Origin of the sequence: Mycobacterium marinum, assembly GCF_003391395.1 — a bacterium.
Lineage (GTDB): Bacteria > Actinomycetota > Actinomycetes > Mycobacteriales > Mycobacteriaceae > Mycobacterium > Mycobacterium marinum.
This window is the reverse complement of record NZ_CP024190.1, coordinates 1,622,812-1,648,545: the sequence shown is the minus strand read 5'-3', so window position 1 is coordinate 1,648,545 and position 25,734 is coordinate 1,622,812. Positions and strand designations below refer to the sequence as shown.

The 25,734-nt window shown below is 65.0% G+C and carries 17 protein-coding genes and 3 pseudogenes; 14 read left to right on the top strand and 6 right to left on the bottom strand.

The features are described from left to right. Positions 1-18: 18 nt before the first annotated feature. Both CCUG20998_RS06900 and CCUG20998_RS06895 read right to left on the bottom strand, forming a co-directional pair. Positions 19-1,588: pseudogene (locus CCUG20998_RS06900) on the bottom strand (phospholipase C). A gap of 199 nt (positions 1,589-1,787) precedes the next feature. Beyond that, complete coding sequence (locus tag CCUG20998_RS06895; protein WP_020732234.1) at positions 1,788-3,140, bottom strand: PPE family protein; 1,353 nt, start codon at positions 3,138-3,140, stop codon at positions 1,788-1,790. 419 nt (positions 3,141-3,559) lie between these two features. Here CCUG20998_RS06895 and CCUG20998_RS06890 point away from each other — a divergent pair, with 419 nt between their 5' ends. The 14 genes and pseudogenes from CCUG20998_RS06890 (at position 3,560) to nuoN (ending at position 19,071) form a co-directional block, all read left to right on the top strand. After that, positions 3,560-3,943 (top strand): NADH-quinone oxidoreductase subunit A, encoded by a 384-nt coding sequence (locus CCUG20998_RS06890; RefSeq protein WP_011740422.1) that lies wholly within the window; start codon positions 3,560-3,562, stop codon positions 3,941-3,943. Positions 3,944-3,951: 8 nt separating this feature from the next. Further along, positions 3,952-4,506, top strand: a complete 555-nt coding sequence (locus tag CCUG20998_RS06885) for a NuoB/complex I 20 kDa subunit family protein (RefSeq protein ID WP_011740423.1) — start codon at positions 3,952-3,954, stop codon at positions 4,504-4,506. Continuing rightward, positions 4,503-5,219 (top strand): NADH-quinone oxidoreductase subunit C, encoded by a 717-nt coding sequence (locus CCUG20998_RS06880; RefSeq protein WP_012393325.1) that lies wholly within the window; start codon positions 4,503-4,505, stop codon positions 5,217-5,219. Before CCUG20998_RS06885 ends, CCUG20998_RS06880 begins: the two co-directional genes overlap by 4 nt. Positions 5,220-5,238: 19 nt before the next feature. Then, positions 5,239-6,537 (top strand): NADH dehydrogenase (quinone) subunit D, encoded by a 1,299-nt coding sequence (gene nuoD, locus CCUG20998_RS06875; RefSeq protein WP_012393324.1) that lies wholly within the window; start codon positions 5,239-5,241, stop codon positions 6,535-6,537. Positions 6,538-6,602: 65 nt separating this feature from the next. Next, entirely contained in the window at positions 6,603-7,289 is a 687-nt protein-coding gene (gene nuoE, locus CCUG20998_RS06870; protein ID WP_231389869.1) for an NADH-quinone oxidoreductase subunit NuoE, read from the top strand. Further along, the gene (gene nuoF, locus CCUG20998_RS06865) at positions 7,289-8,635 is read left to right on the top strand and encodes an NADH-quinone oxidoreductase subunit NuoF (protein WP_020732231.1); all 1,347 of its coding nucleotides are present in this window, start codon (positions 7,289-7,291) and stop codon (positions 8,633-8,635) included. The genes nuoE and nuoF overlap by 1 nt, the downstream gene beginning before the upstream one ends. Next, a complete protein-coding gene (locus tag CCUG20998_RS06860; RefSeq protein WP_020727189.1) occupies positions 8,632-11,049 on the top strand; it encodes an NADH-quinone oxidoreductase subunit G in 2,418 nt (805 codons plus the stop codon). Before nuoF ends, CCUG20998_RS06860 begins: the two co-directional genes overlap by 4 nt. Positions 11,050-11,098: 49 nt before the next feature. Next, on the top strand, positions 11,099-12,373 hold the full coding sequence (gene nuoH, locus CCUG20998_RS06855) for an NADH-quinone oxidoreductase subunit NuoH (RefSeq protein WP_036457420.1): 1,275 nt from the start codon (positions 11,099-11,101) through the stop codon (positions 12,371-12,373). Continuing rightward, positions 12,348-12,911 (top strand): annotated as a pseudogene (gene nuoI / locus CCUG20998_RS06850) (NADH-quinone oxidoreductase subunit NuoI); the annotation flags it as partial. The gene nuoH and the pseudogene nuoI, both read left to right, overlap by 26 nt. An 8-nt stretch (positions 12,912-12,919) precedes the next feature. Then, positions 12,920-13,696, top strand: coding sequence for an NADH-quinone oxidoreductase subunit J (locus tag CCUG20998_RS06845; RefSeq protein WP_099052696.1), 777 nt, complete (start codon positions 12,920-12,922; stop codon positions 13,694-13,696). Beyond that, the gene (gene nuoK / locus CCUG20998_RS06840) at positions 13,693-13,992 is read left to right on the top strand and encodes an NADH-quinone oxidoreductase subunit NuoK (RefSeq protein WP_020732228.1); all 300 of its coding nucleotides are present in this window, start codon (positions 13,693-13,695) and stop codon (positions 13,990-13,992) included. Before CCUG20998_RS06845 ends, nuoK begins: the two co-directional genes overlap by 4 nt. A 10-nt stretch (positions 13,993-14,002) precedes the next feature. After that, positions 14,003-15,905, top strand: a pseudogene (gene nuoL, locus CCUG20998_RS06835) (NADH-quinone oxidoreductase subunit L). Then, positions 15,902-17,488 (top strand): NADH-quinone oxidoreductase subunit M, encoded by a 1,587-nt coding sequence (locus tag CCUG20998_RS06830; protein WP_020732227.1) that lies wholly within the window; start codon positions 15,902-15,904, stop codon positions 17,486-17,488. The pseudogene nuoL and the gene CCUG20998_RS06830 overlap by 4 nt, the downstream one beginning before the upstream one ends. Continuing rightward, complete coding sequence (gene nuoN / locus CCUG20998_RS06825; RefSeq protein WP_020732226.1) at positions 17,485-19,071, top strand: NADH-quinone oxidoreductase subunit NuoN; 1,587 nt, start codon at positions 17,485-17,487, stop codon at positions 19,069-19,071. The genes CCUG20998_RS06830 and nuoN overlap by 4 nt, the downstream gene beginning before the upstream one ends. A 58-nt stretch (positions 19,072-19,129) precedes the next feature. Here the strand turns inward: nuoN and CCUG20998_RS06820 are convergent, their stop codons facing one another. From CCUG20998_RS06820 to CCUG20998_RS06805, 4 genes are all read right to left on the bottom strand, one after another. Next, the gene (locus CCUG20998_RS06820; protein ID WP_036457418.1) at positions 19,130-21,010 is read right to left on the bottom strand and encodes a PPE family protein; all 1,881 of its coding nucleotides are present in this window, start codon (positions 21,008-21,010) and stop codon (positions 19,130-19,132) included. Positions 21,011-21,882: 872 nt separating this feature from the next. After that, positions 21,883-23,781, bottom strand: coding sequence for a PPE family protein (locus tag CCUG20998_RS06815; protein WP_038579071.1), 1,899 nt, complete (start codon positions 23,779-23,781; stop codon positions 21,883-21,885). 220 nt (positions 23,782-24,001) lie between these two features. After that, the gene (locus tag CCUG20998_RS06810) at positions 24,002-24,451 is read right to left on the bottom strand and encodes a hypothetical protein (protein WP_020732223.1); all 450 of its coding nucleotides are present in this window, start codon (positions 24,449-24,451) and stop codon (positions 24,002-24,004) included. A 1-nt stretch (position 24,452) separates the two neighbouring features. Continuing rightward, a complete protein-coding gene (locus tag CCUG20998_RS06805; RefSeq protein WP_020732222.1) occupies positions 24,453-25,730 on the bottom strand; it encodes a DUF58 domain-containing protein in 1,278 nt (425 codons plus the stop codon). Positions 25,731-25,734: the final 4 nt, after the last annotated feature.

Below are 25,734 nucleotides of genomic sequence, written 5' to 3'. Positions count from 1 at the left end.
CCCGGTGTGGCCGGCCGGTCAGCAAGGCCCGCTGGGGATCCCGCGGGCGGGGGTGGTTTCCTGCGACGGCAGGGACTGTGGGAACGGCACCCGATAGGGAATTCCCTGCGGGGAGCCGGTGTAGGGATTCGGGTTCACCCCCACCGTGCCCAACCACACGTTGGGAATGCACTGCGGCAGCTTGGGCAGGGCGGCCAATCCCGGATGACTCAGGCTGGGCCGCGACGGGTTGGGCGGGACGGCGAAGTTGAATGCCGAGGTCATGTCGCCCACCGTGCTGTCGCGCCAGGGGGTGAGATTGGGGACCGGTACCGAAAACCGCTTGCTGATCAACTTCAGCTGCGAGGTGTGGTCGAACACGTCGTGGACCATCAAGCCGCCGCGGCTAAACGGCGAGATGACAATGCCTGGGACGCGATAGCCCAAGCCGATCGGCCCGCGTATGCCACCGGCCCCCGAGACCGAATTGATGTCCGGCACGGTGAGGTATTCGCCGGGAGTTCCCTCCGGCGCGGTAGGCGGAACGACGTGATCGAAAAAGCCGCCATTTTCGTCGTAACCGACGATCAGCGCCGTCTTCTCCCATACCGCCGGATTGGATAGCAAGATCCTGAGCAGGTTCACGATGGCGACGGCTCCGACGGCCGGCGGGAAGGCGGGGTGTTCGGATTGAGGGGTGTTGGGGACCACCCAGGAAACCAGCGGCAGCCTATTGGCCTTGACGTCGGCCATGAATTCGAAGGGGTAGGTGGGGGCCATTCCGAAGCGAGCCAACTCTGAGCGCGGGTCCTGCGCTTGCTTGAAGAACATCACTATGTCGTCGTAGGTGTAGTTGAAGTACTGGTTGAGGACCGGCCCCAGGGTCTTGTTTCGATACAGCTTCCAGCTGATGCCCGCGGCGCTGAGATTCTCCGGCATCGTGGTCCAACTGAACCGGCCGATCGGGTCGGTCGGAGGGCTGGTCAGCTGCGGGCCGCCCCTGGGTGCCGTCGGCACCGAGGCTGGCGCTCAACCAGTACAGCCGGTTGGGCAGGGTGGGACCGAGCACCGAGGAAAAGTACCGATCGCACACCGTGAACGTGTCCGCGAGCAGGTAGTGGATCGGGATGTCTTTGCGGGTGAGATAGCCCATCGTCACCGGGACGTTGCCGCCGTTGGGCACCGGACTGTGGCCGACCTGCGCCGGCAACCAGTTGTCGTTGGCCCCGCCGTTCCAGGACTTGTGCATCGCTTCCCAGGAATGATCGGGGTCGCTGAGGCATTCGCCGTCGACGAACGGTCCCCGCGTGGTGTCGAAGCGGTAGGGCATCGTGATGCCCGCGGGGTCAATTGTCTGGGTCTGCGGGTTCCAGCCTTTCTGCTGGAAAAGTGGTGAGCCGCTGTCGAAACCGTCGGTGGCCGAAAGTGTGCCGAAATAATGATCGAAGGACCGGTTTTCCATCAGGAAAAACACAAAGTGTTCTATGTCGCTCAAGTGACCGGAGCAGGGCCCGGCTCCGTAAGCCTTTTCTATCACCGGTCCAGCGAAGGACATTAGCGCTCCAGTGCCGCCAGCAGCTGCTTTGGCCAAAAACTTGCGACGCGACATACCGCTGAGTTTGTTCATCTCCCCTCCCACGTATTTCACGTCAAGTTAGGGGAACGCGGGCATAAAGCGCCGCAGCGACATAGTCACGTGTCGCAGTGCACGAATTTGTTTACCGAGTAGCTACCCGGCCGACAGTTAAAGTTTGCGCAAAGCCCGGAGGACGGGCTTTCGCGGGTGAGCGCGCTTGGGCGCCGGTTGTTCAGCCACCCCGCATTTGAATGCCGGACGGTTCCTGCACGCGAGAGCGCAATTCCCCGGCCACCGCCTCCGGCCGCAACGGCACCACGGTGTCCTCGGCAGCTGTCTGTTCGGCACCATCTTGTTGATCCTGCGTTGGCGCCGACCGCTTCGATTCCGTTCCGGCCGGCGAATAACGCAGCGGCGACGCGGGAATTCCGGTAGTACCGGTGGCCCGCGCTGCCTGAGGCTTTGATCCCGGTGCGGCCGCCGCGGCAATGCCGGGATCCGCCGTCGGCAAGACCGCCATTTGCGGTACCGGCGCTTCGACTTCCTCTGGCGCCGGAGCCGCTGCTTCGGGTTCTGGAGCCGCGGGGGCGGTCTCTCGGACCGGCGGGCCGGCATTCACCGGCCCGGATTGACCACCACTGGCCGCCATCGCGGCGCGGGCGGCAGCCATGCCAGCGATCGGCATGGCCATGGCTCCCATCCCGGGAGTCGCCGCGCCGGCACTGGCGGCCATCCCGCCACCGCCGCCGCCGACACCGCTACTCGCCCCATCGACGGTGCCATTGGCCGCACCGCCCGGGGCCACCATGGCACCGGAATCTGCGCCGCCCCCACCACTGGCGTAACCGCCCGCACCAACCAAACCGGCACCTCCGGCACCGCCACCAGCAACAACGCTGGAGCTGGCGTCACCACCAGCATTGGCGCCGGCGGTGTCGCTGCCCGCACCCGCGCCACCTTGGCTCCCAGGGCTCCCCGCGGCGCCGCCCACCATGCCGGACCCGCCGGCAAAACCACTACCGGCACCGGCGCCGCCCGCCAGGCCGGAGGCAAGCCCCGGCAAGCCCTTCAGCACGGATTGCCACGGCACCACTTGCGCCGCCACCGCCGACACCCCGGAGTAGTACCCGGACATCGCCGCAACGTCGGCGGCCCACATCTCTTCGTAGATGGACTCGGCAGCCGCTATCGCCGGTGCGTTCTGACCGAACAGATTCGACATCACCAGCTGCACGAATGCATTGCGGTTGGCCGATATCGATGTCGGAAGCACCGTTGCGGCCTGCGCCGCCTCGAACATGCTTGCCACGGCCCGGGCGTTGCCCGCCGCTCCAGCCGATTGCGCCGCGGCCGCGGCCAACCAGCCCGCGTACGGCGCCGCCGCCGAGGCCATCGCCATCGCCGCCGAACCCTGCCAGGCCTGACCCGCCAACCCGGCGGTCACCGAAGCAAACGATTGCGCCGCGGTGCTCAGCTCCTCGGCAAGCCCCTGCCAGGCCGCGGCCGCCTCCAGCATCGGCGCTGTGCCAGCACCAATAAACATTCGCAGAGAATTGATCTCCGGTGGCAGCACAAAGAAACTCACGGCATCAATCCTCCCAGATCGCGGGGCAGTATTGCACTGCCTTTCGCGAACTCCCCAGCGACAACCCGCCAGCAGCAAACATTAGCAACAAGTGGTGCCAGTTATCCGACGGTTTACCTGACTTTCATAGGAATCCGCACCGGCACTCGACGGCAACCAGCTACGTCAATCGGCGGCAATCGCCGATGACGCGACCCCGCGCTGACCCTGGCCGCTCATCACCGTGACCAGCAAGCCAGGCGCGACGCGGGCGCGCATCCTGGGGATGTCCACCAGGTTGACCCCCCGGCATGTAGCCCCGCCGAAGCGCGACTATGTTGAAGGTCACTGTGACGGTCCACACGCCCGGTCCGTCACAGCAGCCCAGTCAGCCGCCCGGCCGCCGTGCTGGCGGCCCGTACGACGGATCATGGAGCGACTTGAACGCTTACATACCCATCCTGGTACTGGCGACGCTCGCCGCCGGCTTCGCCGTGGTCTCGGTTGTGATCGCAAGCCTGGTCGGACCGACCCGCTTCAACCGGTCGAAACTTGCCGCCTACGAATGCGGAATCGAACCCACCGAGGCGCAAGCCGGGGCCAGCGGCCGCGAAACGGCGAGCGGGCAGCGGTTCCCGGTGAAGTATTACCTGACCGCAATGTTGTTTATCGTCTTCGACATCGAAATCGTGTTCCTCTATCCATGGGCGGTCAGCTTCGATGCACTGGGGACGTTTGCTCTAGTTGAGATGGCGATATTCATGCTCACGGTGTTCGTGGCGTACGCATACGTGTGGCGCCGCGGGGGCCTGACGTGGGATTGAGGTAGGTCGTGGGACTGGAAGAACAACTACCCGGCGGAATCCTGTTGTCGACAGTCGAGAAGGTAGCGGGCTATGTCCGCAAGAACTCACTGTGGCCGGCGACGTTCGGGCTGGCATGCTGCGCAATCGAGATGATGGCAACCGCGGGGCCGAGGTTCGACATCGCCCGGTTTGGGATGGAGCGGTTTTCGGCGACGCCACGCCAAGCGGACCTGATGATTGTGGCGGGGCGGGTCAGCCAGAAGATGGCGCCGGTGCTGCGCCAGATCTACGACCAGATGGCCGAGCCGAAATGGGTTCTGGCCATGGGCGTGTGCGCATCGTCGGGCGGGATGTTCAACAACTACGCGATCGTGCAAGGCGTGGACCACGTTGTTCCGGTCGACATCTACCTGCCCGGCTGTCCACCCCGTCCGGAAATGCTGTTGCACGCAATCCTCAAGCTGCACGAGAAGATTCAGGAAATGCCGCTTGGCGTCAACCGGGAACGCGCCATCGCCGAAGCCGAAGAGGCGGCGATGTTGGCCAGGCCCACTATCGAGATGCGTGGATTGCTGCGATGAGCTCGCCAGACCAGAACCCATCAGACGCAGCGGGCCAAACCGGCTCCTCCAATGAAGAAGTGGTCGACGTGCGTCGCGGCATGTTCGGCGTCAAAGGCACCGGCGACACCTCCGGATACGGGCGATTGGTGCGCGAGATCGTGCTGCCGGGCAGTAGCCCCCGCCCGTACGGCTTCTACTTCGACGAGATCGCCGATCGCCTGGCCGAGGCGCTGAACCGCGACGGCGTCGAATTCGAGGATGCCATAGAGAAAGTCGTGGTCTATCGCAACGAGTTGACCCTGCACGTTCGCCGCGAGGCCCTACTGCGAGTCGCACAGTCCCTCCGCGACGAGCCGGAATTGCGCTTTGAGCTGTGCCTGGGAGTCAACGGGGTGCACTACCCGCATGAGACCGGCCGCGAACTACACGCGGTTTACCCGCTGCAATCGATCACCCACAACCGTCGCCTGCGGCTGGAAGTGTCTGCCCCCGACAGCGATCCGCATATCCCGTCGCTATACGCCGTCTACCCGACCAACGATTGGCATGAGCGCGAGACATACGACTTCTTCGGCATCATCTTCGACGGGCATCCCTCGCTGACGCGAATCGAGATGCCTGATGACTGGCAGGGGCACCCACAGCGCAAGGACTATCCACTCGGCGGCATCCCGGTCGAATACAAGGGCGCGCAGATACCCCCGCCCGACGAGCGAAGGGGTTACAACTGATGACGAAACAAGAAGAGAAATGACCGACACCGAAACCGTGCTGGTCGCGGGCGGACAGGACTGGAACGAGATCGTCGAGGCCGCCCGCGGCGCCGACCCCGGGGAACGCATCGTCGTCAACATGGGGCCCCAGCACCCTTCCACCCATGGGGTGCTTCGGCTGATCCTCGAGATCGAGGGTGAAACCGTCACCGAGGCCCGGTGCGGAATCGGCTACCTGCACACCGGAATCGAGAAGAACCTCGAATACCGGTACTGGACTCAGGGCGTCACCTTCGTGACCCGGATGGACTACCTGTCGCCGTTCTTCAACGAGACCGCCTACTGTCTGGGTGTCGAGAAACTCCTGGGCATCACCGACGAGATTCCCGAGCGGGTCAACGTCATCCGGGTGATGATGATGGAGCTCAACCGGATCTCCTCGCACTTGGTCGCTTTGGCCACCGGCGGCATGGAATTGGGTGCCATGACACCGATGTTCGTCGGTTTCCGGGCCCGCGAGATCATTCTCAGCCTGTTCGAGTCGATCACCGGCCTGCGGATGAACAGCGCCTACATCCGGCCCGGCGGTGTGGCACAGGACCTGCCACCGGATGGGCCTACCGAGATCGCCAAAGCCATTGCGGATCTTCGCCAGCCGCTGCGCGAGATGGGGGATCTGCTCAACGAAAACGCTATCTGGAAGGCGCGCACCCAGGACGTCGGCTACCTGGATCTGGCCGGATGCATGGCCCTGGGCATCACCGGCCCGATCCTGCGATCCACGGGGCTGCCCCACGATCTGCGCAAGAGCGAGCCCTATTGCGGCTATGAGAACTACGAGTTCGACGTGATCACCGCTGACGGTTGCGATGCCTACGGCCGCTACATGATTCGTGTCAAAGAGATGTGGGAATCGATCAAGATCGTCGAGCAGTGTCTGGACAGGCTGCGACCCGGGCCGACCATGATCGAGGACCGCAAACTGGCGTGGCCGGCCGACTTGAAGGTGGGGCCCGACGGCATGGGCAACTCACCCGAACACATCGCCAAGATCATGGGTAGTTCGATGGAAGCCCTGATCCACCACTTCAAGCTGGTCACCGAAGGGATCCGGGTGCCGGCCGGTCAGGTGTACGTGGCTGTGGAATCACCGCGCGGCGAGCTCGGCGTGCACATGGTCAGCGATGGCGGCACCCGCCCATACCGCGTGCACTACCGCGACCCCTCGTTCACCAACCTGCAAGCGGTTGCAGCAATGTCCGAAGGCGGGATGGTTGCCGACTTGATTACCGCGGTCGCCAGCATCGATCCCGTGATGGGAGGGGTGGATCGGTGAACGCGCCACAGAGTCAGCCGGTATTCGTCCGGCTCGGACCGCCGCCCGAGGAGCCCAACCAATTCATGGTTGAGGGTGCCCCGCAGTCCTACCCGCCGGATGCGCTGGCACGGCTGGAGATCGAAGCCAAGGAGATCATCGGCCGCTATCCCGACCAGCGCTCCGCGCTGCTGCCGTTGCTGCACCTGGTGCAGGGCGAGGACTCCTACCTGACCCCCGCGGGCCTGCAGTTCTGCGCAAATCAGTTGGGCCTGACCGGAGCCGAGGTTTCGGCGGTGGCCAGCTTCTACACCATGTATCGCCGTGGGCCGACCGGCGAATACCTGGTCGGCGTCTGCACCAACACCCTGTGCGCGGTGATGGGCGGCGACGCAATCTTTGAGACCCTCAAAGACCACCTCGGCGTCGGCAACGACGAGACCACCTCCGATGGCTCGGTCACCTTGCAACACATCGAATGCAACGCGGCGTGCGACTACGCGCCAGTGGTGATGGTCAACTGGGAATTCTTTGACAACCAGACACCGGAATCGGCGCGCGAACTCGTTGACTCGCTGCGCTCGGGCGAACCGATCGCGCCTACCCGGGGCGCTCCACTGTGCGGCTTCCGCCAGACATCGCGCATTCTGGCCGGCTTGCCCGACACCCGACCCGACCAGGGCCAGGGCGGTGCGGGTGCCGCGACATTGGCCGGACTGCGGGTGGCGCAAGACAACGACATGCAGGCACCGCCGGCACCTGGAGGGCAGTGATGACTTCCCAGGCAACACCTTTGACGCCGGTCATCAGTCGTTACTGGGACGACCCCGAGTCGTGGACGCTGGCCACCTACCGTCGTCACGACGGGTACCGGGCGCTGGAGAAGGCCCTGGCCATGGGGCCCGACGCGGTGATCGGAACGGTGAAGGATTCGGGTCTGCGCGGACGCGGCGGCGCCGGCTTCTCCACCGGCACCAAGTGGTCGTTCATTCCGCAGGGCGATGCCGGTCCCGCGGCCAAGCCCCACTATTTGGTGGTCAACGCCGACGAGTCCGAACCCGGCACGTGCAAAGACATTCCGCTGATGCTGGCCACACCGCACGTGCTCGTCGAGGGCGTCATCATCGCCGCCTACGCGATCCGGGCCAGCCACGCGTTCATCTACGTGCGCGGCGAGGTGCTGCCGGTGTTGCGCCGCCTGCAGAACGCGGTGACCGAGGCATACGCCGCGGGATTGTTGGGCCGCAACATCAATGGCTCCGGATTCGATCTGGAACTGGTGGTCCACGCCGGCGCGGGCGCCTACATCTGCGGCGAGGAGACCGCGCTGCTGGATTCGCTCGAGGGCCGGCGCGGTCAGCCACGCCTGCGGCCCCCCTTCCCCGCGGTTGCCGGGCTCTACGGCTGCCCGACGGTGATCAACAACGTCGAAACGATCGCCAGCGTCCCGTCCATCATCCTCAACGGAGTCGACTGGTTCCGCTCGATGGGCAGCGAGAAGTCGCCCGGCTTCACCCTGTATTCGCTGTCCGGCCACGTCACCCGGCCCGGCCAGTACGAGGCCCCACTGGGGATTACCCTGCGCGAATTGCTCGACTACGCCGGCGGGATACGGGCCGGGCACCAACTGAAGTTCTGGACGCCGGGCGGATCGTCGACCCCATTGCTCACCGACGAGCACCTCGATGTGCCGCTGGACTACGAGGGCGTCGGCGGCGTGGGGTCCATGCTGGGCACCAAAGCGCTGGAGATCTTCGACGAGACCACCTGTGTGGTCCGTGCGGTGCGGCGCTGGACCGAGTTCTACAAGCACGAATCATGCGGCAAATGCACCCCGTGCCGAGAAGGCACGTTCTGGCTGGACAAGATCTACGCGCGCCTCGAAACGGGCAAGGGCACCCGCGAGGATATCGACAAGTTGCTCGACATCTCGGATTCCATTTTGGGAAAGTCGTTCTGCGCCCTGGGTGACGGAGCTGCCAGCCCGGTGATGTCCTCGATCAAGCACTTCCAAGACGAGTACATCGCCCACGTCGAACAGGGCAGTTGCCCCTTCGATCCCCGGGACTCCATGCTCACAGCAGGCCGGAACACCGCGAAAGGGACTGGGCCACAATGACAAGTGCGGCCAATACCAAGACCGGCGACGGGGTGAGCCAGCCGGAGCTGGTGACGCTGACTATCGACGGTGCCGAAATCAGCGTTCCCAAAGGGACTTTGGTTATTCGGGCCGCCGAGCTCATGGGTATACAGATCCCACGGTTCTGTGATCACCCGCTGCTCGAGCCGGTCGGCGCGTGTCGGCAATGTCTGGTCGAGGTGGAGGGGCAGCGCAAGCCGTTGGCGTCGTGCACCACCGTGGCCACCGACGACATGGTGGTTCGCACCCAGCTCACGTCCGAGGCCGCCGACAAGGCGCAGCACGGTGTGATGGAATTGCTGCTGATCAACCACCCCTTGGACTGCCCGATGTGCGACAAGGGTGGTGAATGCCCGCTGCAGAACCAGGCCATGTCCAACGGGCAGCCCGAGTCGCGGTTCACCGACGTCAAGCGCACCTTCGCCAAGCCGATCAACATCTCCGCGCAAGTGTTGCTGGACCGCGAACGCTGCATCCTGTGCGCCCGGTGCACCCGGTTCTCCAACCAGATTGCCGGGGACCCGTTCATCGACATGCAGGAGCGCGGCGCCCTGCAGCAAGTCGGCATCTATGCCGACGAACCGTTCGACTCCTACTTCTCGGGCAACACCGTGCAGATCTGCCCGGTGGGTGCGCTGACCGGGACCGCCTACCGGTTCCGGGCGCGCCCATTCGATCTGGTCTCGAGCCCCAGCGTCTGCGAGCACTGCGCATCGGGGTGTGCGCAACGCACCGACCATCGCCGCGGCAAAGTGCTGCGCCGGCTCGCCGGTGATGACCCTGAAGTCAACGAAGAGTGGAACTGTGACAAGGGCCGCTGGGCGTTCACCTACGCGACCCAGCCGGACGTCATCACCACTCCCCTGATCCGCGATACCGACGGCAACCTGGTCCCGGCATCGTGGTCGCACGCCATCGTGGCAGCGGCCCGGGGCCTGCAGGAAGCCCGCGGCCGCACCGGTGTGCTGGTCGGCGGCCGGGCCACCTGGGAGGACGCCTACGCCTACGCCAAGTTCGCGCGAATCACCCTGGATAGCAATGACATCGACTTCCGGGCCCGGCCGCACTCGGCCGAGGAGGCCGACTTCCTGGCCGCACGTATCGCGGGACGGCCGGTAACCGTCAGCTACGCCGACCTGGAATCCGCGCCGGTGGTGCTGCTGGTCGGGTTCGAGCCGGAAGACGAGTCGCCGATCGTGTTCTTGCGACTGCGTAAGGCGGCGCGCAAAAACGGTCTTCCCGTTTACGCTCTCGCCCCGTTCGCCACCCGCGGCCTGCAGAAGATGTCGGGCCGGCTGATCAAGACCGCTCCCGGCGCCGAGCCCGCGGCGCTGGACGCCCTGGCCACCGGCGAGCTAGGTGACCTGCTGGCGACGCCGGGCGCGGTCATCATGGTCGGCGAGCGCATGGCCACGGTGCCCGGTGGATTGTCCGCCGCGGCACGGTTGGCCGACAGCACCGGCGCCCGGCTGGCCTGGGTACCACGGCGGGCCGGGGAACGTGGCGCACTGGAGGCCGGCGCGCTGCCCACGCTGCTGCCCGGCGGCCGTCCGCTGGCCGATGACACCGCCCGCTCGCAGGTTCGTGCGGCGTGGCACGTTTCCGACTTGCCGACCGCCCCTGGACGTGACGCGGCCGGCATCCTGGCCGCCGCCACCGACGGGGACCTGGACGCCCTCCTGGTGGGAGGCTTGGAGCCCGACGACTTCGCGGACCCTGACGCGGTGCTGGCCGCGCTGGACGCCGCCGGGTTCGTGGTCAGCCTAGAACTGCGGCACAGCCCCGTCACCGAGCGGGCCGACGTGGTGTTCCCGGTCGCGCCGACCACGCAGAAGTCCGGAGCGTTCGTCAACTGGGAGGGCCGCTACCGCGAATTCGAACCGTCGCTGCGGGGCAGCACCCAGCAAGCCGGCCAGTCAGATCACCGGGTCCTCGACGCGCTGGCCGATGAGATGGGCGTCTATCTAGGGATGTCGTCGGTCGAGTCGGCGCGCGAAGAGCTCGCGGCGCTGGGCAACTGGGATGGCAAGCACGCCGCCAGCCCCCATGTCACTGCCGCCGGTGCGGCCCAACCCGCGGCGGGTGAGGCCATCCTGACGGGCTGGCGGATGCTGCTCGACGCGGGGCGGTTGCAGGACGGCGAGCCCCATCTGTCCGGCACCGCACGGCCACCGGTGGTGCGTCTGGCGGCAGAAACTGCCGCCGAGATCGGCGCCGCCGACGGCGACGCGGTGACCGTCAGCTCGTCACGCGGCTCGATCACCTTGCCGCTGAACATCACTGACATGCCCGAACGGGTGGTGTGGCTGCCCCTCAACTCGCCTGGTTCGGCGGTGTATCGCCAGCTGGGCGCGGGGATCGGCAGCGTCGTACGAATCGGCGCCGGCTCATGACCCGCGCCGGCGACGATGCAGAGCGAAGCGATGAACAGGAGTGGCGCCGATGACCGATTTCGGACATGACGTCTGGTGGCTGGTCGTCGCCAAGGCGATCGCCATCTTCGTTTTTCTCATGCTGACGGTGCTGGTGGCGATCCTGGCCGAACGCAAGTTGCTGGGCCGGATGCAATTGCGCCCCGGCCCAAACCGGGTGGGGCCCAAGGGCTCGCTGCAAAGCCTGGCCGACGGAATCAAGCTGGCGCTCAAAGAGAGCATCACCCCCGGCGGCATCGATCGATTCGTTTATTTTGTCGCCCCGATCATCTCGGTGATTCCCGCGTTCACCGCGTTCGCATTCATCCCGTTCGGTCCGGTGGTGTCGGTGTTCGGGCATCGCACGCCGCTGCAGTTGACCGATCTGCCGGTGGCGGTGCTGTTCATCCTGGGCCTGTCAGCGATCGGGGTGTACGGCATCGTGCTCGGCGGCTGGGCATCCGGATCCACCTACCCGCTGCTGGGTGGGGTGCGTTCGACCGCACAGGTCATCTCCTATGAGGTGGCCATGGGGCTGTCGTTCGCGGGCGTGTTCCTCTATGCCGGCAGCATGTCGACCTCGCAGATCATCGCCGCGCAGGATCGCGTCTGGTACGTCTTCCTGCTGCTGCCGTCGTTCGTGATCTACCTCATCTCGATGGTGGGTGAGACCAACCGGGCCCCCTTCGACCTGCCCGAGGCCGAGGGTGAGCTGGTGGCCGGTTTCCACACCGAGTACTCGTCGCTGAAGTTCGCGATGTTCATGCTCGCCGAGTACGTCAACATGACCACGGTTTCGGCGCTGGCGGCCACGTTGTTCCTGGGCGGCTGGCACGCGCCATGGCCGTTGAACATGTGGCACGGAGCCAACGCGGGCTGGTGGCCGGTGCTGTGGTTCACCGCCAAGGTGTGGGGATTTTTGTTCATGTACTTCTGGCTGCGCGCCACGCTCCCTCGGCTGCGCTACGACCAGTTCATGGCGCTGGGCTGGAAGCTGCTGATTCCCGTCTCGCTGGTGTGGGTGCTGATCGCGGCGGTGATCCGGTCCCTGCGCAACCAGGGCTACCAATACTGGACACCGGCGCTGGTGGTCAGCAGCATCGTCGTGGCAGCAATCCTGGTGATGTCGCTACGAAAACCGTTCAGCACGCCCAACGCCGTGACAAAGGCCCGGCGGCGCGGCAAGCAGCCCGCCGCCAGCCCCGACGAGCAAGGCGCCATGGAACCGCTGTTCCCGACGCCGCCGCTGCCCATGAAGCCGCTGGCTCAGCCAGTTGGTGCGAGCAAGGAGAACGCCCGTGGCTAAATTCTTGGACTCCATTGCCGGATTCGGCGTGACCTTCGGGTCAATGTTCAAAAAGACGGTCACCGAGGAGTATCCGGAGAAGCCGGGTCCGGTAGCGCCCCGGTATCACGGCCGCCATCAGCTCAACCGCTACCCCGACGGCCTGGAGAAATGCATCGGTTGCGAGTTGTGCGCTTGGGCCTGCCCGGCTGACGCGATCTACGTCGAGGGCGCCGACAACACCGACGAGCAACGGTTTTCCCCGGGTGAACGCTACGGCCGGGTGTACCAGATCAACTACCTGCGCTGCATCGGTTGCGGTCTGTGCATCGAGGCTTGTCCGACCCGGGCGCTGACCATGACCAATGACTACGAGTTGGCCGACGACAACCGTGCCGACCTGATCTATGAGAAGGACCGGCTGCTGGCCCCGCTGCAGCCCGAGATGACCGCGCCGCCGCATCCCAGGGCTGCCGGCGCCACCGACAAGGACTACTACCTGGGCAACGTGACCGCCGAAGGCTTGCGCGAAACACAGAAAACCGGAGAGTCGCGGTGACTTCGACCCTGGCTTCCAGTCTGGCCGCGGACACCATCACCGTTACCTCGACCGGTGAGGCGGTGACCTTCTGGATCCTGGGTGCGCTGGCGCTGGTCGGCGCGCTCGGGGTGGTGATGGCCGTCAATGCCGTGTACTCGGCGATGTTCTTGGCGATGACGATGATCATTCTGGCCGTGTTCTACATGATCCAGGACGCGCTGTTCCTGGGGGTGGTCCAGGTCGTCGTCTACACCGGCGCGGTGATGATGCTGTTCTTGTTCGTGCTAATGCTCATCGGTGTGGACTCCGCGGAGTCGCTCAAAGAGACGCTGCGCGGGCAGCGGGTCGCCGCGGTGGTGATCGGGGTCGGATTCGGCGTCCTGTTGATCGCCGCTATCGGCAATGTGGCGGCCGGAGGCTTCGCGGGGTTGACGGCCGCCAACGCCAACGGCAACGTCGAGGGCTTGGCGGCGCTGATCTTCTCGCGCTATCTGTGGGCCTTCGAGTTGACCAGCGCACTGCTGATCACCGCGGCCATCGGCGCGATGGTGCTAGCCCACCGGGAGCGCTTCGAGCGCCGCAAGTCCCAACGCGAACTCTCCCAGGAGCGCTTCCGCCCCGGCGGTCACCCCACGCCGCTGCCGAACCCCGGCGTCTACGCACGCCACAATGCGGTCGATGTCGCCGCGCTGCTGCCCGACGGCTCCTACTCCGAGTTGTCGGTCCCGGGGATCCTGCAGACCCGCGGGGCGGATGGACTCCAGACGCCTTCGCCCGAGGCCATCACAGGTGGTGCGTCATGAATCCCGCCAACTATCTGTATCTTTCGGCGCTACTGTTCACCATTGGCGCCTCCGGGGTGTTGTTGCGCCGCAATGCGATAGTCATGTTCATGTGTGTCGAGCTAATGCTCAACGCCGTCAACCTCGCGTTTGTCACGTTCGCGCGAATGCACGGGCATCTGGACGGACAAATGGTCGCGTTCTTCACGATGGTGGTCGCAGCCTGCGAAGTCGTCGTCGGTCTGGCCATCATCATGACGATTTTCCGTACCCGCAAATCGGCGTCGGTCGACGACGCGAACCTACTCAAAGGCTGATAGCGCCACAGTGACGAACTTTCTGGGGACTCAACACACCTGGCTGCTGGTGGCGCTGCCGCTGGCGGGTGCCGCGATCTTGCTGTTCGGCGGTAGGCGGACCGACGCGTGGGGACACTGGTTGGGTTGTGCGGCGGCCCTTGCCTCATTCGGCGTTGGCGCGACCATGCTCGCCGACCTCGTGGGGCGCTCCGCCGACGATCGGCTCATCCACCAAACGGTCTTCACCTGGATGCCGGTGAGCCAGCTGCAGGTGGACTTCGGACTGCAAATCGATCAGCTGTCCATTTGCTTCGTGCTGCTGATCACCGGAGTCGGATCGCTGATCCACATCTACTCGGTCGCCTACATGGCCGAAGACCCCGATCGCCGTAGGTTCTTCGGCTACCTCAATTTGTTCTTGGCCTCGATGCTGCTGCTGGTGGTCGCCGACAACTACGTGTTGCTCTACGTCGGGTGGGAAGGCGTGGGCCTGGCGTCCTACCTGCTGATCGGCTTCTGGTATCACAAGCCGTCGGCCGCCACGGCGGCCAAGAAGGCGTTCGTGATGAACCGGGTTGGCGACGCCGGGCTGGCTTTGGGCATGTTCGTCATGTTCAGCACCTTCGGCACGCTGGTCCTACGCCGGGGTCTTTGCCGGTGCGCCGGCCGCCAGCCGGGGAGCGCTGACCGCGATGGGTTTGCTGCTGCTGCTGGGGGCGTGCGCCAAGTCCGCCCAGGTGCCGCTGCAGGCCTGGTTGGGCGACGCGATGGAGGGCCCCACCCCGGTGTCCGCCCTGATCCACGCCGCCACCATGGTGACCGCCGGGGTGTACCTGATCGTGCGGTCCAACCCGCTCTACAACCTGGCGCCGGACGCACAGCTGGCCGTGGTCGTGGTGGGCACCGTCACGCTGCTGCTGGGGGCGGTCATCGGGTGCGCCAAGGACGACATCAAACGCGCGCTGGCCGCCTCGACGATGAGCCAGATCGGCTACATGGTGCTGGCCGCCGGCCTGGGCCCGGCCGGTTACGCGTTCGCGATCATGCACCTGCTCACCCACGGTTTCTTCAAGGCCGGACTGTTCCTGGGATCCGGATCGGTCATCCACGCGATGCATGAGGAACAGGACATGCGCCGGTACGGGGGGCTGCGCGCCGCCCTGCCCGTCACCTTCGTCACCTTCGGGCTGGGCTACCTGGCGATCATCGGTGTGCCACCCTTCGCGGGCTTCTTCTCCAAGGACGCGATCATCGAGGCAGCGCTGGGCGCCGGCGACACCCGCGGCTATGTGCTCGGCGGTGCGGCCCTGCTGGGAGCAGGGGTCACCGCGTTCTACATGACCCGGGTGATGCTGATGACCTTCTTCGGTGAGAAGCGGTGGGCGCCGGGAGCCCACCCGCACGAGGCTCCGGCCCTGATGACCTGGCCGATGATCCTGCTGGCCTTCGGCTCCGTCTTCTCCGGTGGTCTGCTGGCGATGGGCGGCACGCTGCAGCGTTGGCTCGAGCCCGTCGTCGGAGCCCATGAGGAAGCCACCCATGCGCTCCCGACCTGGGTCAGCACCACGGTGGCGCTCGGTGTCGTCGCCGTCGGTATCGCGGTCGCCTACCGGATGTACGGCACCGCTGCCATCCCCCGGGTGGCCCCCGTCCGGGTTTCGGTGCTGACGACGGCCGCGCGCGCCGACATGTATGCCGATGCCTTCAACGAGGAGGTGTTCATGCGCCCTGGCGCGCAACTGACCGACGCGGTGGTCGAGGTCGACAACGCGGGTGTGGACGGCTCGGTCAACGCTTTGGCCGGATTGGTGAGCATGACGTCGAATCGGTTACGACGAATGCAAACCGGCTTCGCCCGCAACTACGCGTTGTCGATGCTGGCCGGTGCGGTCCTGGTGGCCGCGGTGCTCTTGGCGGTGCAGCTGTGGTGAACTCACACGTACCGTGGCTGACGCTGCTGTGGCTGGTCCCGCTGGCCGCTTCGGTGCTCATCATCTTGCTGCCCCCGGGGCTGCGCCAGCTCGCCAAGTGGACCGGCCTGATCGCCAGCGTCGTGACGCTGGCGGTGTCGGTTGTCGTCGCTACCGGGTTCAAGCCGAGCGGCGAGCACTACCAGTTCGTCGAAAACCGTTCCTGGATCCCGGCGTTCGGCGCCAGCTACACGCTCGGGGTGGATGGCATCGCGGTGGTGCTGGTGCTGCTGACCACGGTGCTGATCCCGCTGCTGCAGATTGCCGGCTGGAATGACGGCGGCGAACGCACCAGGGGTGTGCACGCCTACGTCGCGTTGACGCTGGCCATCGAGTCGATGGTGCTGATCTCGGTGGTCGCGCTGGACGTCTTGCTGTTCTACGTGTTCTTCGAGGCCATGCTCATTCCGATGTACTTCCTCATCGGGGGTTTCGGGCAGGGCCGCGCGCGCTCCGCGGCCGCGGTAAAGTTCCTGCTGTACAACCTGTTCGGCGGGCTGATCATGCTGGCAGCGGTTATCGGGCTCTATGTGGTGACCGCCCAAAACGGGTCTGGAACTTTCGACTTCCGCGACATCGTGGCCGGCGTGCAGGGCGGACATTACGGCGAACATCCGGCGGTCTTCAAAGCCTTGTTCCTCGGATTCATGTTTGCGTTCGCCATCAAGGCCCCGCTGTGGCCCTTCCACCGCTGGTTGCCCGATGCGGCGGTGGAGTCCACGCCGGCGACCGCGGTGCTGATGATGGCGGTGATGGACAAGGTCGGCACGTTCGGCATGCTGCGCTATTGCCTGCAGCTGTTCCCGGACGCCTCAACCTATTTCCGTCCGTTGATCGTGACGCTGGCCATCATCGGCGTGATCTACGGCGCAGTCGTGGCGATCGGTCAGACCGACATCATGCGACTGATCGCCTACACGTCGATCTCGCACTTCGGGTTCATCATCGCGGGGATCTTCGTGATGACCACCCAGGGCCAGAGCGGTTCGACGCTGTACATGCTCAACCACGGACTGTCGACGGCCGCGGTCTTCCTGATCGCCGGCTTCCTGATCTCGCGCCACGGCAGCCGGGCGATCGCCGACTACGGCGGTGTGCAGAAGGTGGCTCCGGTGCTGGCCGGCACCTTCCTGGTTTCGGCCATGGCCACCCTGTCCTTGCCCGGCTTGGCCCCATTCATCAGTGAATTTCTGGTGCTGCTTGGCACTTTCAACCGCTACTGGCTGGCCGCGGCCTTTGGCGTCACCGCGCTGGTGCTTTCCGCCATCTACATGCTGTGGCTGTACCAACGCGTGATGACCGGACCGCTGGCCAAGGGCAACGAGCGCATCGGTGACCTGGTGCCACGCGAAATGATCGTGGTCGCGCCGCTGATCGCGATGTTGCTGATCCTCGGGGTCTATCCCAAACCCGTGCTCGATGTCATCAACCCGGCGGTCGAGCACACCATGAGCACCATCGGCCAGCACGATCCCGCGCCCAAGGTGCCACACCCGGTTTCGGGTGTGGGCGCCCCCCGGACAGCCGAAGGACCACACGAATGATCTTGCCCAGCCCAAGCATCGAATACTTCCTGCTGTGTCCGATGCTCATCGTTTTCGGCATCGCCGTCGTCGGCGTGCTGGCCGAGGCGTTCCTGCCGCGCCGGCTGCGATACGGCGCGCAGGTGACGCTGGCCCTGAGCGGGTTGGTGGCCGCATTCATCGCGCTCATTGTGGTGGCCCGGTCGATTCCGGTGACTGGCCGCCGCGCCGTGCTCGGGTCGATGGCAGTGGATCGACCAACGCTGTTCTTACAGGGCACGGTGTTGCTGGTGGCGGTGATGGCGGTCATCTTCATCGCTGAACGCAGTGCCCACCGGGTGGCCGCCCAGACCAAGACGGCGGTCGCCGCGGGCAGCGGCGGACTCGACTCCTTCACGCCGCAGGCTTCGGCCGTGCCCGGCAGCGACGCCGAACGCGAGGCGCAACGTGCGGGGGCAGCGCAAACCGAAATCTTCCCGCTGCTCACGCTTTCCGTCGGCGGCATGATGGTATTTCCCGCGGCCAACGACCTGTTGACCATGTTTGTCGCGCTCGAAGTGCTCTCCCTGCCGCTGTATCTGATGTGCGGACTAGCGCGACACCGCCGGTTGCTGTCGCAGGAATCGGCGCTGAAGTACTTCCTGCTGGGCGCGTTCTCTTCGGCCTTCTTTCTCTATGGTGTCGCGTTGCTCTACGGCGCTACCGGCTCGCTGACGCTGACCGGTATCCGGGATTCGCTGGCGGCACGCAGCGATATGTCCATGGCGTTGGTGGGCGTCGGTCTGCTGTCGGTCGGTCTGCTGTTCAAGGTTGGCGCTGTCCCCTTCCACTCGTGGATTCCCGATGTGTACCAAGGCGCACCCACGCCGATCACCGGGTTCATGGCGGCGGCCACCAAGGTTGCGGCTTTCGGCGCCCTACTTCGGGTGGTCTACGTGGCGCTGCCTCCGCTGCACGATCAGTGGCGGCCGGTGCTGTGGGCGATTTCGATATTGACCATGGCGGTTGGCACCATCACCGCGGTGAACCAGACCAACGTCAAACGGATGCTTGCCTATTCGTCGGTCGCACACGTCGGCTTCATCCTGACCGGCGTGATCGCCGACAACTCGGCGGGTCTGTCGGCGACGCTGTTCTACCTGGTTGCCTACAGCTTCAGCACGGTGGGCGCATTCGCCATCGTCGGCTTGGTCCGCGACGCGAAAGGGGTCGAGGACGCCAACCTGTCCCATTGGGCCGGGCTGGGTCAGCGCTCCCCGATTGTGGGCGTGATGCTGTCGATGTTCCTGCTGGCGTTCGCCGGCATCCCGCTGACGAGCGGGTTCATCAGCAAGTTCTCCGTGTTCAAGGCCGCCGCCGAGGGCGGTGCGGCGCCGTTGGTGGTCATCGGTGTCATCTCCAGCGGAGTGGCCGCCTATTTCTACGTCCGGGTGATCGTGTTGATGTTCTTCACCGAAGAGTCCAGCGACACACCGCAAGTGGTGGCGCCCGGCATCTTGAGCAAGGCGGCGATCGCGGTTTGTGCGGCGGTCACTGTGCTGCTGGGGATCCTGCCGCAACCGGTGCTCGACCTCGCCAACCAGGCCGCCCACTTGCTGCACTGAACCAGCTGTGGGGTGACCCGGCTGGCGACTCACGGGGGTAACCGCCCCTACCAGCGGGCTAGAGGTGGAAAAACCCCGACTGGTTGTCCATGGTGTTGAAGAAGCCCGAAGTGAAGGCTCCTGAGCTGAAGACGCCCGAGGTGAACGAAATGGTGAATAACGGCGCCACGTACACAAAACCGTTGTCACCGGAGTTTGCGATACCGATGTTCAGAAAGCCGTTGTTGAACAGCCCCCTGTTGAGGCCGCCCCCGGAGTTACCGATGCCCGCGGTGCCGGGGCCCATGTTGAAAAAGCCCGATGTCCCCTGGTTGAAATGAATGGGGAACGGCGGCGCCGGCGGCGGAAGCGTCTTGGTGGTTTCGTACTGGGCGTTTTGGATACCGGAGGTATCGACACCGGAGTTGTTGAAGCCGGAGAGTCCGGTACCGGTATTGCCGAAGCCCGAGTTCGGGCCAGCCTGGGTGGCGGAACTCGCGATGGACGTGTTCAGGTTGCCCGAATTGAGCAGACCGGTATTGATGTCCCCCGAATTCCCCCATCCGGTGTTGGTGCTGCCCGAGTTGAAGTCACCGGTGTTGACGTCGCCAGCGTTGAAGCTGCCGGTGTTCGACAGGCCCGAGTTTCCGAAGCCGAAGTTGCCGCCGCCACCGTTGCCGAAACCGAAATTGCCGCCTCCCGCGTTCCAGGCGCCGAAGTTGGCGGCACCAGCGTTCTGAACGCCCGTATTGACGCTGCCGGAATTTTCGAATCCCGTGTTGGTATCACCGGAGTTCAAGAAGCCGTAGTTACCGTTGCCCGAGTTGAAGAAGCCCACGTTGTGATCACCAGAGTTGAAGAACCCGATGTTGTTGCTTCCCGAGTTGCCAAAACCCGTGTTGGCGAGTCCGGTGTTCAACGCGCCAATGCCCATCTGGTTGTCGCCGGTGAGCCCAAAGCCAATGTTGTTGTTACCGGTGTTGGCAAACCCCACGTTGCCATCTCCGAGATTGGCGAAGCCAAAGTTGTTGCTGCCAAGGTTGGCAAAGCCGCGGTTGGTGTCGCCGATATTTCCGCTGCCGATGTTACTGCTGCCGGTATTACCGTTGCCGAAGTTGTGACTGCCGAGGTTGCCACTGCCGACATTACTGTCACTGCCGACCGATGAGAGCACCCCGTTTCCGCTACCCAGATTCGAATTGCCGTAGTTGCCGCTGCCCAGGTTTCCGTCGCCGTAGTTGCCACTGCCGACGTTGGAGCCGCCGGTGTTTCCGCTCCCGAGGTTGAGGTTGCCGATGTTGCCGCTGCCCAGGTTGTTATCCCCGGTGTTGCCGTTGCCCAGGTTGAAGTCGCCAATATTGCCCAGCCCCAGGTTGAAAGCGGGAATTGCCGATGCGGCGGCCTGTAGCTGACCTACCCCCGGTAGGCCCGAGATCCATTGCTGTAGCCCCGCCTCCCAGGACGGCAATGCTGCCGCTGCCGCCGACGCCCCACCGTGATAGCCCACCATCGCCGCCACATCCGCGGCCCACATCTGCTCATAGGCGCCTTCGGTCGCAGCGATCGCCGGCGCATTCTGCCCAAACAGATTCGACATCACCAACTGCACAAACACATTGCGATTGGCCGACACCGCCACCGGATGCACCATCGCCGAGCGCGCCGCCTCAAAAACCTCGGCAACCGCCCTGGCCTGGGCCGAAGCCCCCACCGCACGCGCCGCCGCCGCGCTCAACCAACCCGTATAGGGCGCCGCCGCAGCCGCCATCGCCGCGGCCGCCGCACCCTGCCAGACCTGACCCGCCAGCCCCGAAGTCACCGACTCAAACGACCGCGCCGCGGTCCCCAATTCCTCAGCCAGCCCACCCCAGGCCACCGCGGCATCCAGCATCGGCGCAGCCCCAGCACCGGCAAACATCCGCACCGAATTGATCTCCGGCGGCAGCAGCAAGAAGCTCATCACTCAGTCCTTCCGTGAACCACACCAAGCGTCAGTCCGCGGCGGTTTGCCATGACGCGTGGCCATGCGCTCCGCTCGACCAGTAGCAATAGACTGTAGGCAAAACTTGCCGCTTTGCCAGCGGTTCTGTCAAATTCCGTCGGTTTCTGGGCAATTGCACGAGAAATCGCTGGAATCCGGCTGCCGATCGTGCACACAATTCCAGAATGCCATTTCAATTTCTCGCGCGCATTGGCACGGCCCCCGAAATATCCCAGCCCGCATGGCCGGCCCGACGTTGTGGCGGTGGCCGTCGGTGCACCGGCTCCTACCAAACCGCCCCGCCACCCTCACCGCGGCACCAAGCGACATGGGCATGGGCATGGGCATGGGCATGGGCATGGGTACTGCAGCTTCACCAGTGCGGGCTTCCCGAGACCCACGCTAGCTGAGTGGAAATCCCCGACATTGCGGTTTCCTGCGCTTTTAGAACCCGCGTTGTAATCGCCGGAATTGTCATGGCCCGCATTCTCCGCGCCACCGTTGCGGCAAACTGGGTGGCCATCTCCCGGATTGGAAAAGCCCACATTTGGTCTCCGGAGTTGAAACTCCAATATTGCTGTTCCCAGGGTTGCCGAACCCATATTTCTGCCGCCGGTGTTCAGTGAACCAATAAAATTCAAGGGCCGATGCTTTCGCCGCCGAAGTTCCATTCGCCAGTGTTTGCCCAGCCGGCGTTGACGGTGGGCGACGTGAACAGCGCCCGCTTCGACCGTGTGCACGGGCACGCGCCTCATGAGCAACCGACTAGGCAGCGCAGATTGCTGGGCGCCACCAGGCGTGACCAATGGCTGGCGCGGAGCCGCCGGACGGATCTTCCGATACGGGAGCCCCTAGGACTGCCCGAAGAAGCCCGCCGTGTTGTCGGTTTCGTTGAACGCTCCTGATGAGCTATCACCCGAGTTGGCAAGACCGGAGCTGCCGTCGCCGGAGTGCCCGAAGCCCGAACTACCCGAACCCGTCACATTGAAGCCCGTGTTGAACGAGCCGGTATTCCCGACTCCGGTGTTGAATCCGGTCCCGGCATTGTTGAAGCCGACCTGATACTCACCTGTGTTCCCGAAGCCCGAGCCGACGCTGAAGAAGCCCGTGTTCATGTTCTGGAAGCCGGATACGCCGCCGCCGAACGTCGCATCGTTGGTGTTGTTGAAGCCGGACACGTTGTCGCCGGTATTCCCGAAGCCTGACTGGGTGGCACCGGCTGGGGTGTCGGCGCTGCCCACGGTGGTGTTGAAGTCACCCGAGTTGAGGAAGCCGGTGTTGACGCTGCCGGCGTTGCCGCCGCCAGTGTTGAGGTCACCCGAGTTGAAGAATCCCGTGTTCCCACCGATGAACGTGGCTGAGCCCCCGGAATTGAAGAAACCGGTGTTGCTGTAGCCGGCGTTACCGGAGCCCATGTTTGAACCACCGGCATTGCTATCACCCACATTGCTGGAGCCCGCGTTGCTGAAACCGAGGTTGTTGGCGCCCGCGTTACCGAAACCGGTGTTGAGCCCGCCTGAATTCCAGAAGCCGGAGTTCACGCCGCCGGAGTTGCCAAAACCGGTGTTGCCGTCCCCGGAGTTGAACACCCCGACGTTGCCGCTGCCGGAGTTGAAGAATCCGATGTTGTTGTCACCGGAGTTGCCGAAACCGAAATTCCCGGTGCCCGCGTTCAACGAACCGATGCCGACCTGGTTATCTCCGGTGAGACCGAAACCGATGTTGTTGTTACCCACGTTGCCGAATCCGAAGTTGTTATTTCCGATATTCGCCAACCCGATGTTGGACAAACCGATGTTGGCGCTGCCGAGGTTGAAGGCACCGAGGTTTGCGTCACCGATGTTGTTCCCGGTGCTGAACGACACGGGGTCCATGCCGTTGGCGTTGCCGAAGTTTCCGCTCCCAAGGTTGCCGAGACCGAAGTTTCCGTTCCCCAAGTTTCCGCCGCCGAAGTTGAGGTTGCCGTTGTTGCCGCTACCGAAGTTGGTATTGCCGATGTTGCCATTGCCCAGGTTGGCGAAACCAAAGTTCCCACCACCGAGGTTGAGGTTGCCGATGTTGCCGCCGCCCAGGTTCAGATTTCCGAAGTTTCCGCTGCCCAGGTTGAACGAGCCGTTGTTTCCGCCGCCGAGATTCCACTGGCCCGAGTTGCCCAGGCCAGTGTTGACGGTAGGCAAGTTGAACAACGCTGCCGCGGGCGCCGCCGCCGCTTGACCTATGCCGGGCAACCCCGACAACGCCTGCTGCCACGACGGCAGCCCCGCCGCGGCAGCCGAGGCGCCACCGTGATACCCGACCATCGCGGCCACGTCCGCGGCCCACATCTCCTCATACGTGCCTTCGGTCGCCGCGATCGCCGGCGCGTTCTGACCGAACAGATTCGACATCACCAACTGCACAAACACGTTGCGATTGGCCGCCACCGCCAGCGGATGCACCATCGCCGACCGCGCCGCCTCAAACGCAGACGCCACCATCTTGGCCTGCCCGGCCGCCCCCGCCGCCCGGGCCGCTGCCGCACTCAACCAACTCGAGTAGGGCGCCGCGACCGCCGCCATCGCCTTCGCCGCCGCGCCCTGCCACGCCTGACCCGTCAATCCCGAGGTCACCGATGCGAACGACTCCGCCGCCGTCCCCAACTCTGCCGACAGCCCATCCCAGGCCACCGCTGCCTCCAACATCGGCGCGGACCCCGCGCCAGCGAAGATTCGCAATGAATTGATCTCCGGAGGCAACACCGCAAAGCTCATCAGCCCATCCCTTTCTCGAAGTCGCTACAGACCGCGGCCCCGCACCCGGACACGTCCATATCTGGCCCTGCTCAGACGGTCGGCCCCTGGACCCAGCCTGTAGAACAGGACTCTAGGAAAATCGGAGTCCGATATCCGGGGTTTCGCGAAATTTCTTTTACGTGCCGGAAATACGCCGGTCCGCGCCGGCCCGCCATCCTCGCCGGCGCCGCAAAAACGTTCAGTGCAGAAACGGACGGGTGGCCAATACATAGATTGCCAGCACCGCCAACGGCGCCGCCAATGGCAACCACGGCACCTGCAGCGGAAATGCGGTGGCCGCCAGGCCTGCGAACGCAAATCCAAGGGCGGCAACGATAGTCGGCCAGGTAGCCATCGCGACGCCGGCGGGAGCCCCGGCCGCGTGCCGGCTCACCAGGTAGGCCACGGCGCAAAGGCCACACAGTGCGGCAAGCAATTGCGACGGCGCCGACAACACCAGCGCCAGCACCGTCAGCAATACCGCAACCGTTGCCGCCGCACGCACCAAGATTCCCGCTACCAAGGCAATGACGGCTCCGGCCAGAGCGACGATTACCGGCCCGTGAGCTCCGGCACCGGCGGCGCCCACCATCAGCAGCCCGAATACCGGGCAAAGGACTCGACTGCCGGTTCCGGCCACCGATCCCATGTCAGGCGCTCCCCCGCAGCCGTCCGCGGATCCGACGGCGGCGATCGGGCAACGCCGCCATCGACTGCTCGAGTGCGCGGTTTCCCGGCCAGTCGAGTACGTCGACGCCCACCGTTGCCATGTCCCGATACATCCCGGCACGCTGCAGCGCCCACATCCGGACCACGAGCGGGTCCTGCTCCCCCTCGAAAGGAGCGCTGTCGAGTACGTCCACGGCAACCACGACATGGCCCCGCTTACGCAAGTCGATCAGCGCCAGCGCGAATTCGGTGTCCAGCAACGTGGAGAACGCGATGACAATGGCCCCGGCCGGAACGGCGGCACGCGGAGCGAGTGTCCCGGTCGTCTTCTCGAACCGGTCGCCGCTACCGAGCACGGTGTCGAGCACCCGATAGAACTGGCGTTGGCCGATGTCGGCTCCCATCCACCGCGGGCGATTGCCGCCCAGCGCGATGATCCCGGCCCGATCACCATTGCGCAGGGCGGTCTGAACCACCTGAGCCGCCCCGCGCGCTACTCGCTCGGTGGCTTCGCTGGCCGGGCCCGGCGGCTGCCGGTAAGTGTCGATCAGCACGATGACGTCGGCGGCACGGTCGGTCAACCGCTGCGTCACATGCAAACGTCCGCGCCGCGCGCTGACCGCCCAGTTCACCGCCCGCAGCTGGTCCCCCGGAACGTAGGGGCGAATGTCGGCGTATTCGACGCCTGGGCCGATGTACCGGGTGAGGTGGGCACCCAACCGGTCGAGCAGCTCGGTCTGTGGAATGGCCGTCGGCTGCGGCGGTGTGAGCGGAAAGACGACCACCTGGGCGGCCTCGACCGTCCCATCGCCCATCAACAGCCCGCCGCGCGCGACGACATCGACGCGCGCCTCGATGGGATAGCGGCCCCACCGCTGTGTCACCACCTCAACGCTTTTTGCCTGGCGTGAACTCGACTCGTCGATGTCGAGCTGCATGCCGGCCGGCGCCCGGACGGTGACCAGGACCGCCTCGCTCCCCTCCCCGGCCGCCGAATCCACTGTTGCCCAAACCTTCACGCTCACCCGCTCGTCTTCAAAGCAACGCTGCAGATCGGGCTCGGCGTGCACATGAACGGTCGGGACCGGCCGCTGCCAGTAGATCGAGCACAGCACGCCGAGCAGTGGCGCCGCGAACGCGATCAGTTGCCACCGGCCGGCAATGACGGCGGCGGCCAGGGCCACTCCGGCGCACGTGGCGACGGACAGCGTCAGTGGCGAAGCACGCCAGCGCAACTCGACATCACGAGTTTGGATCACATCG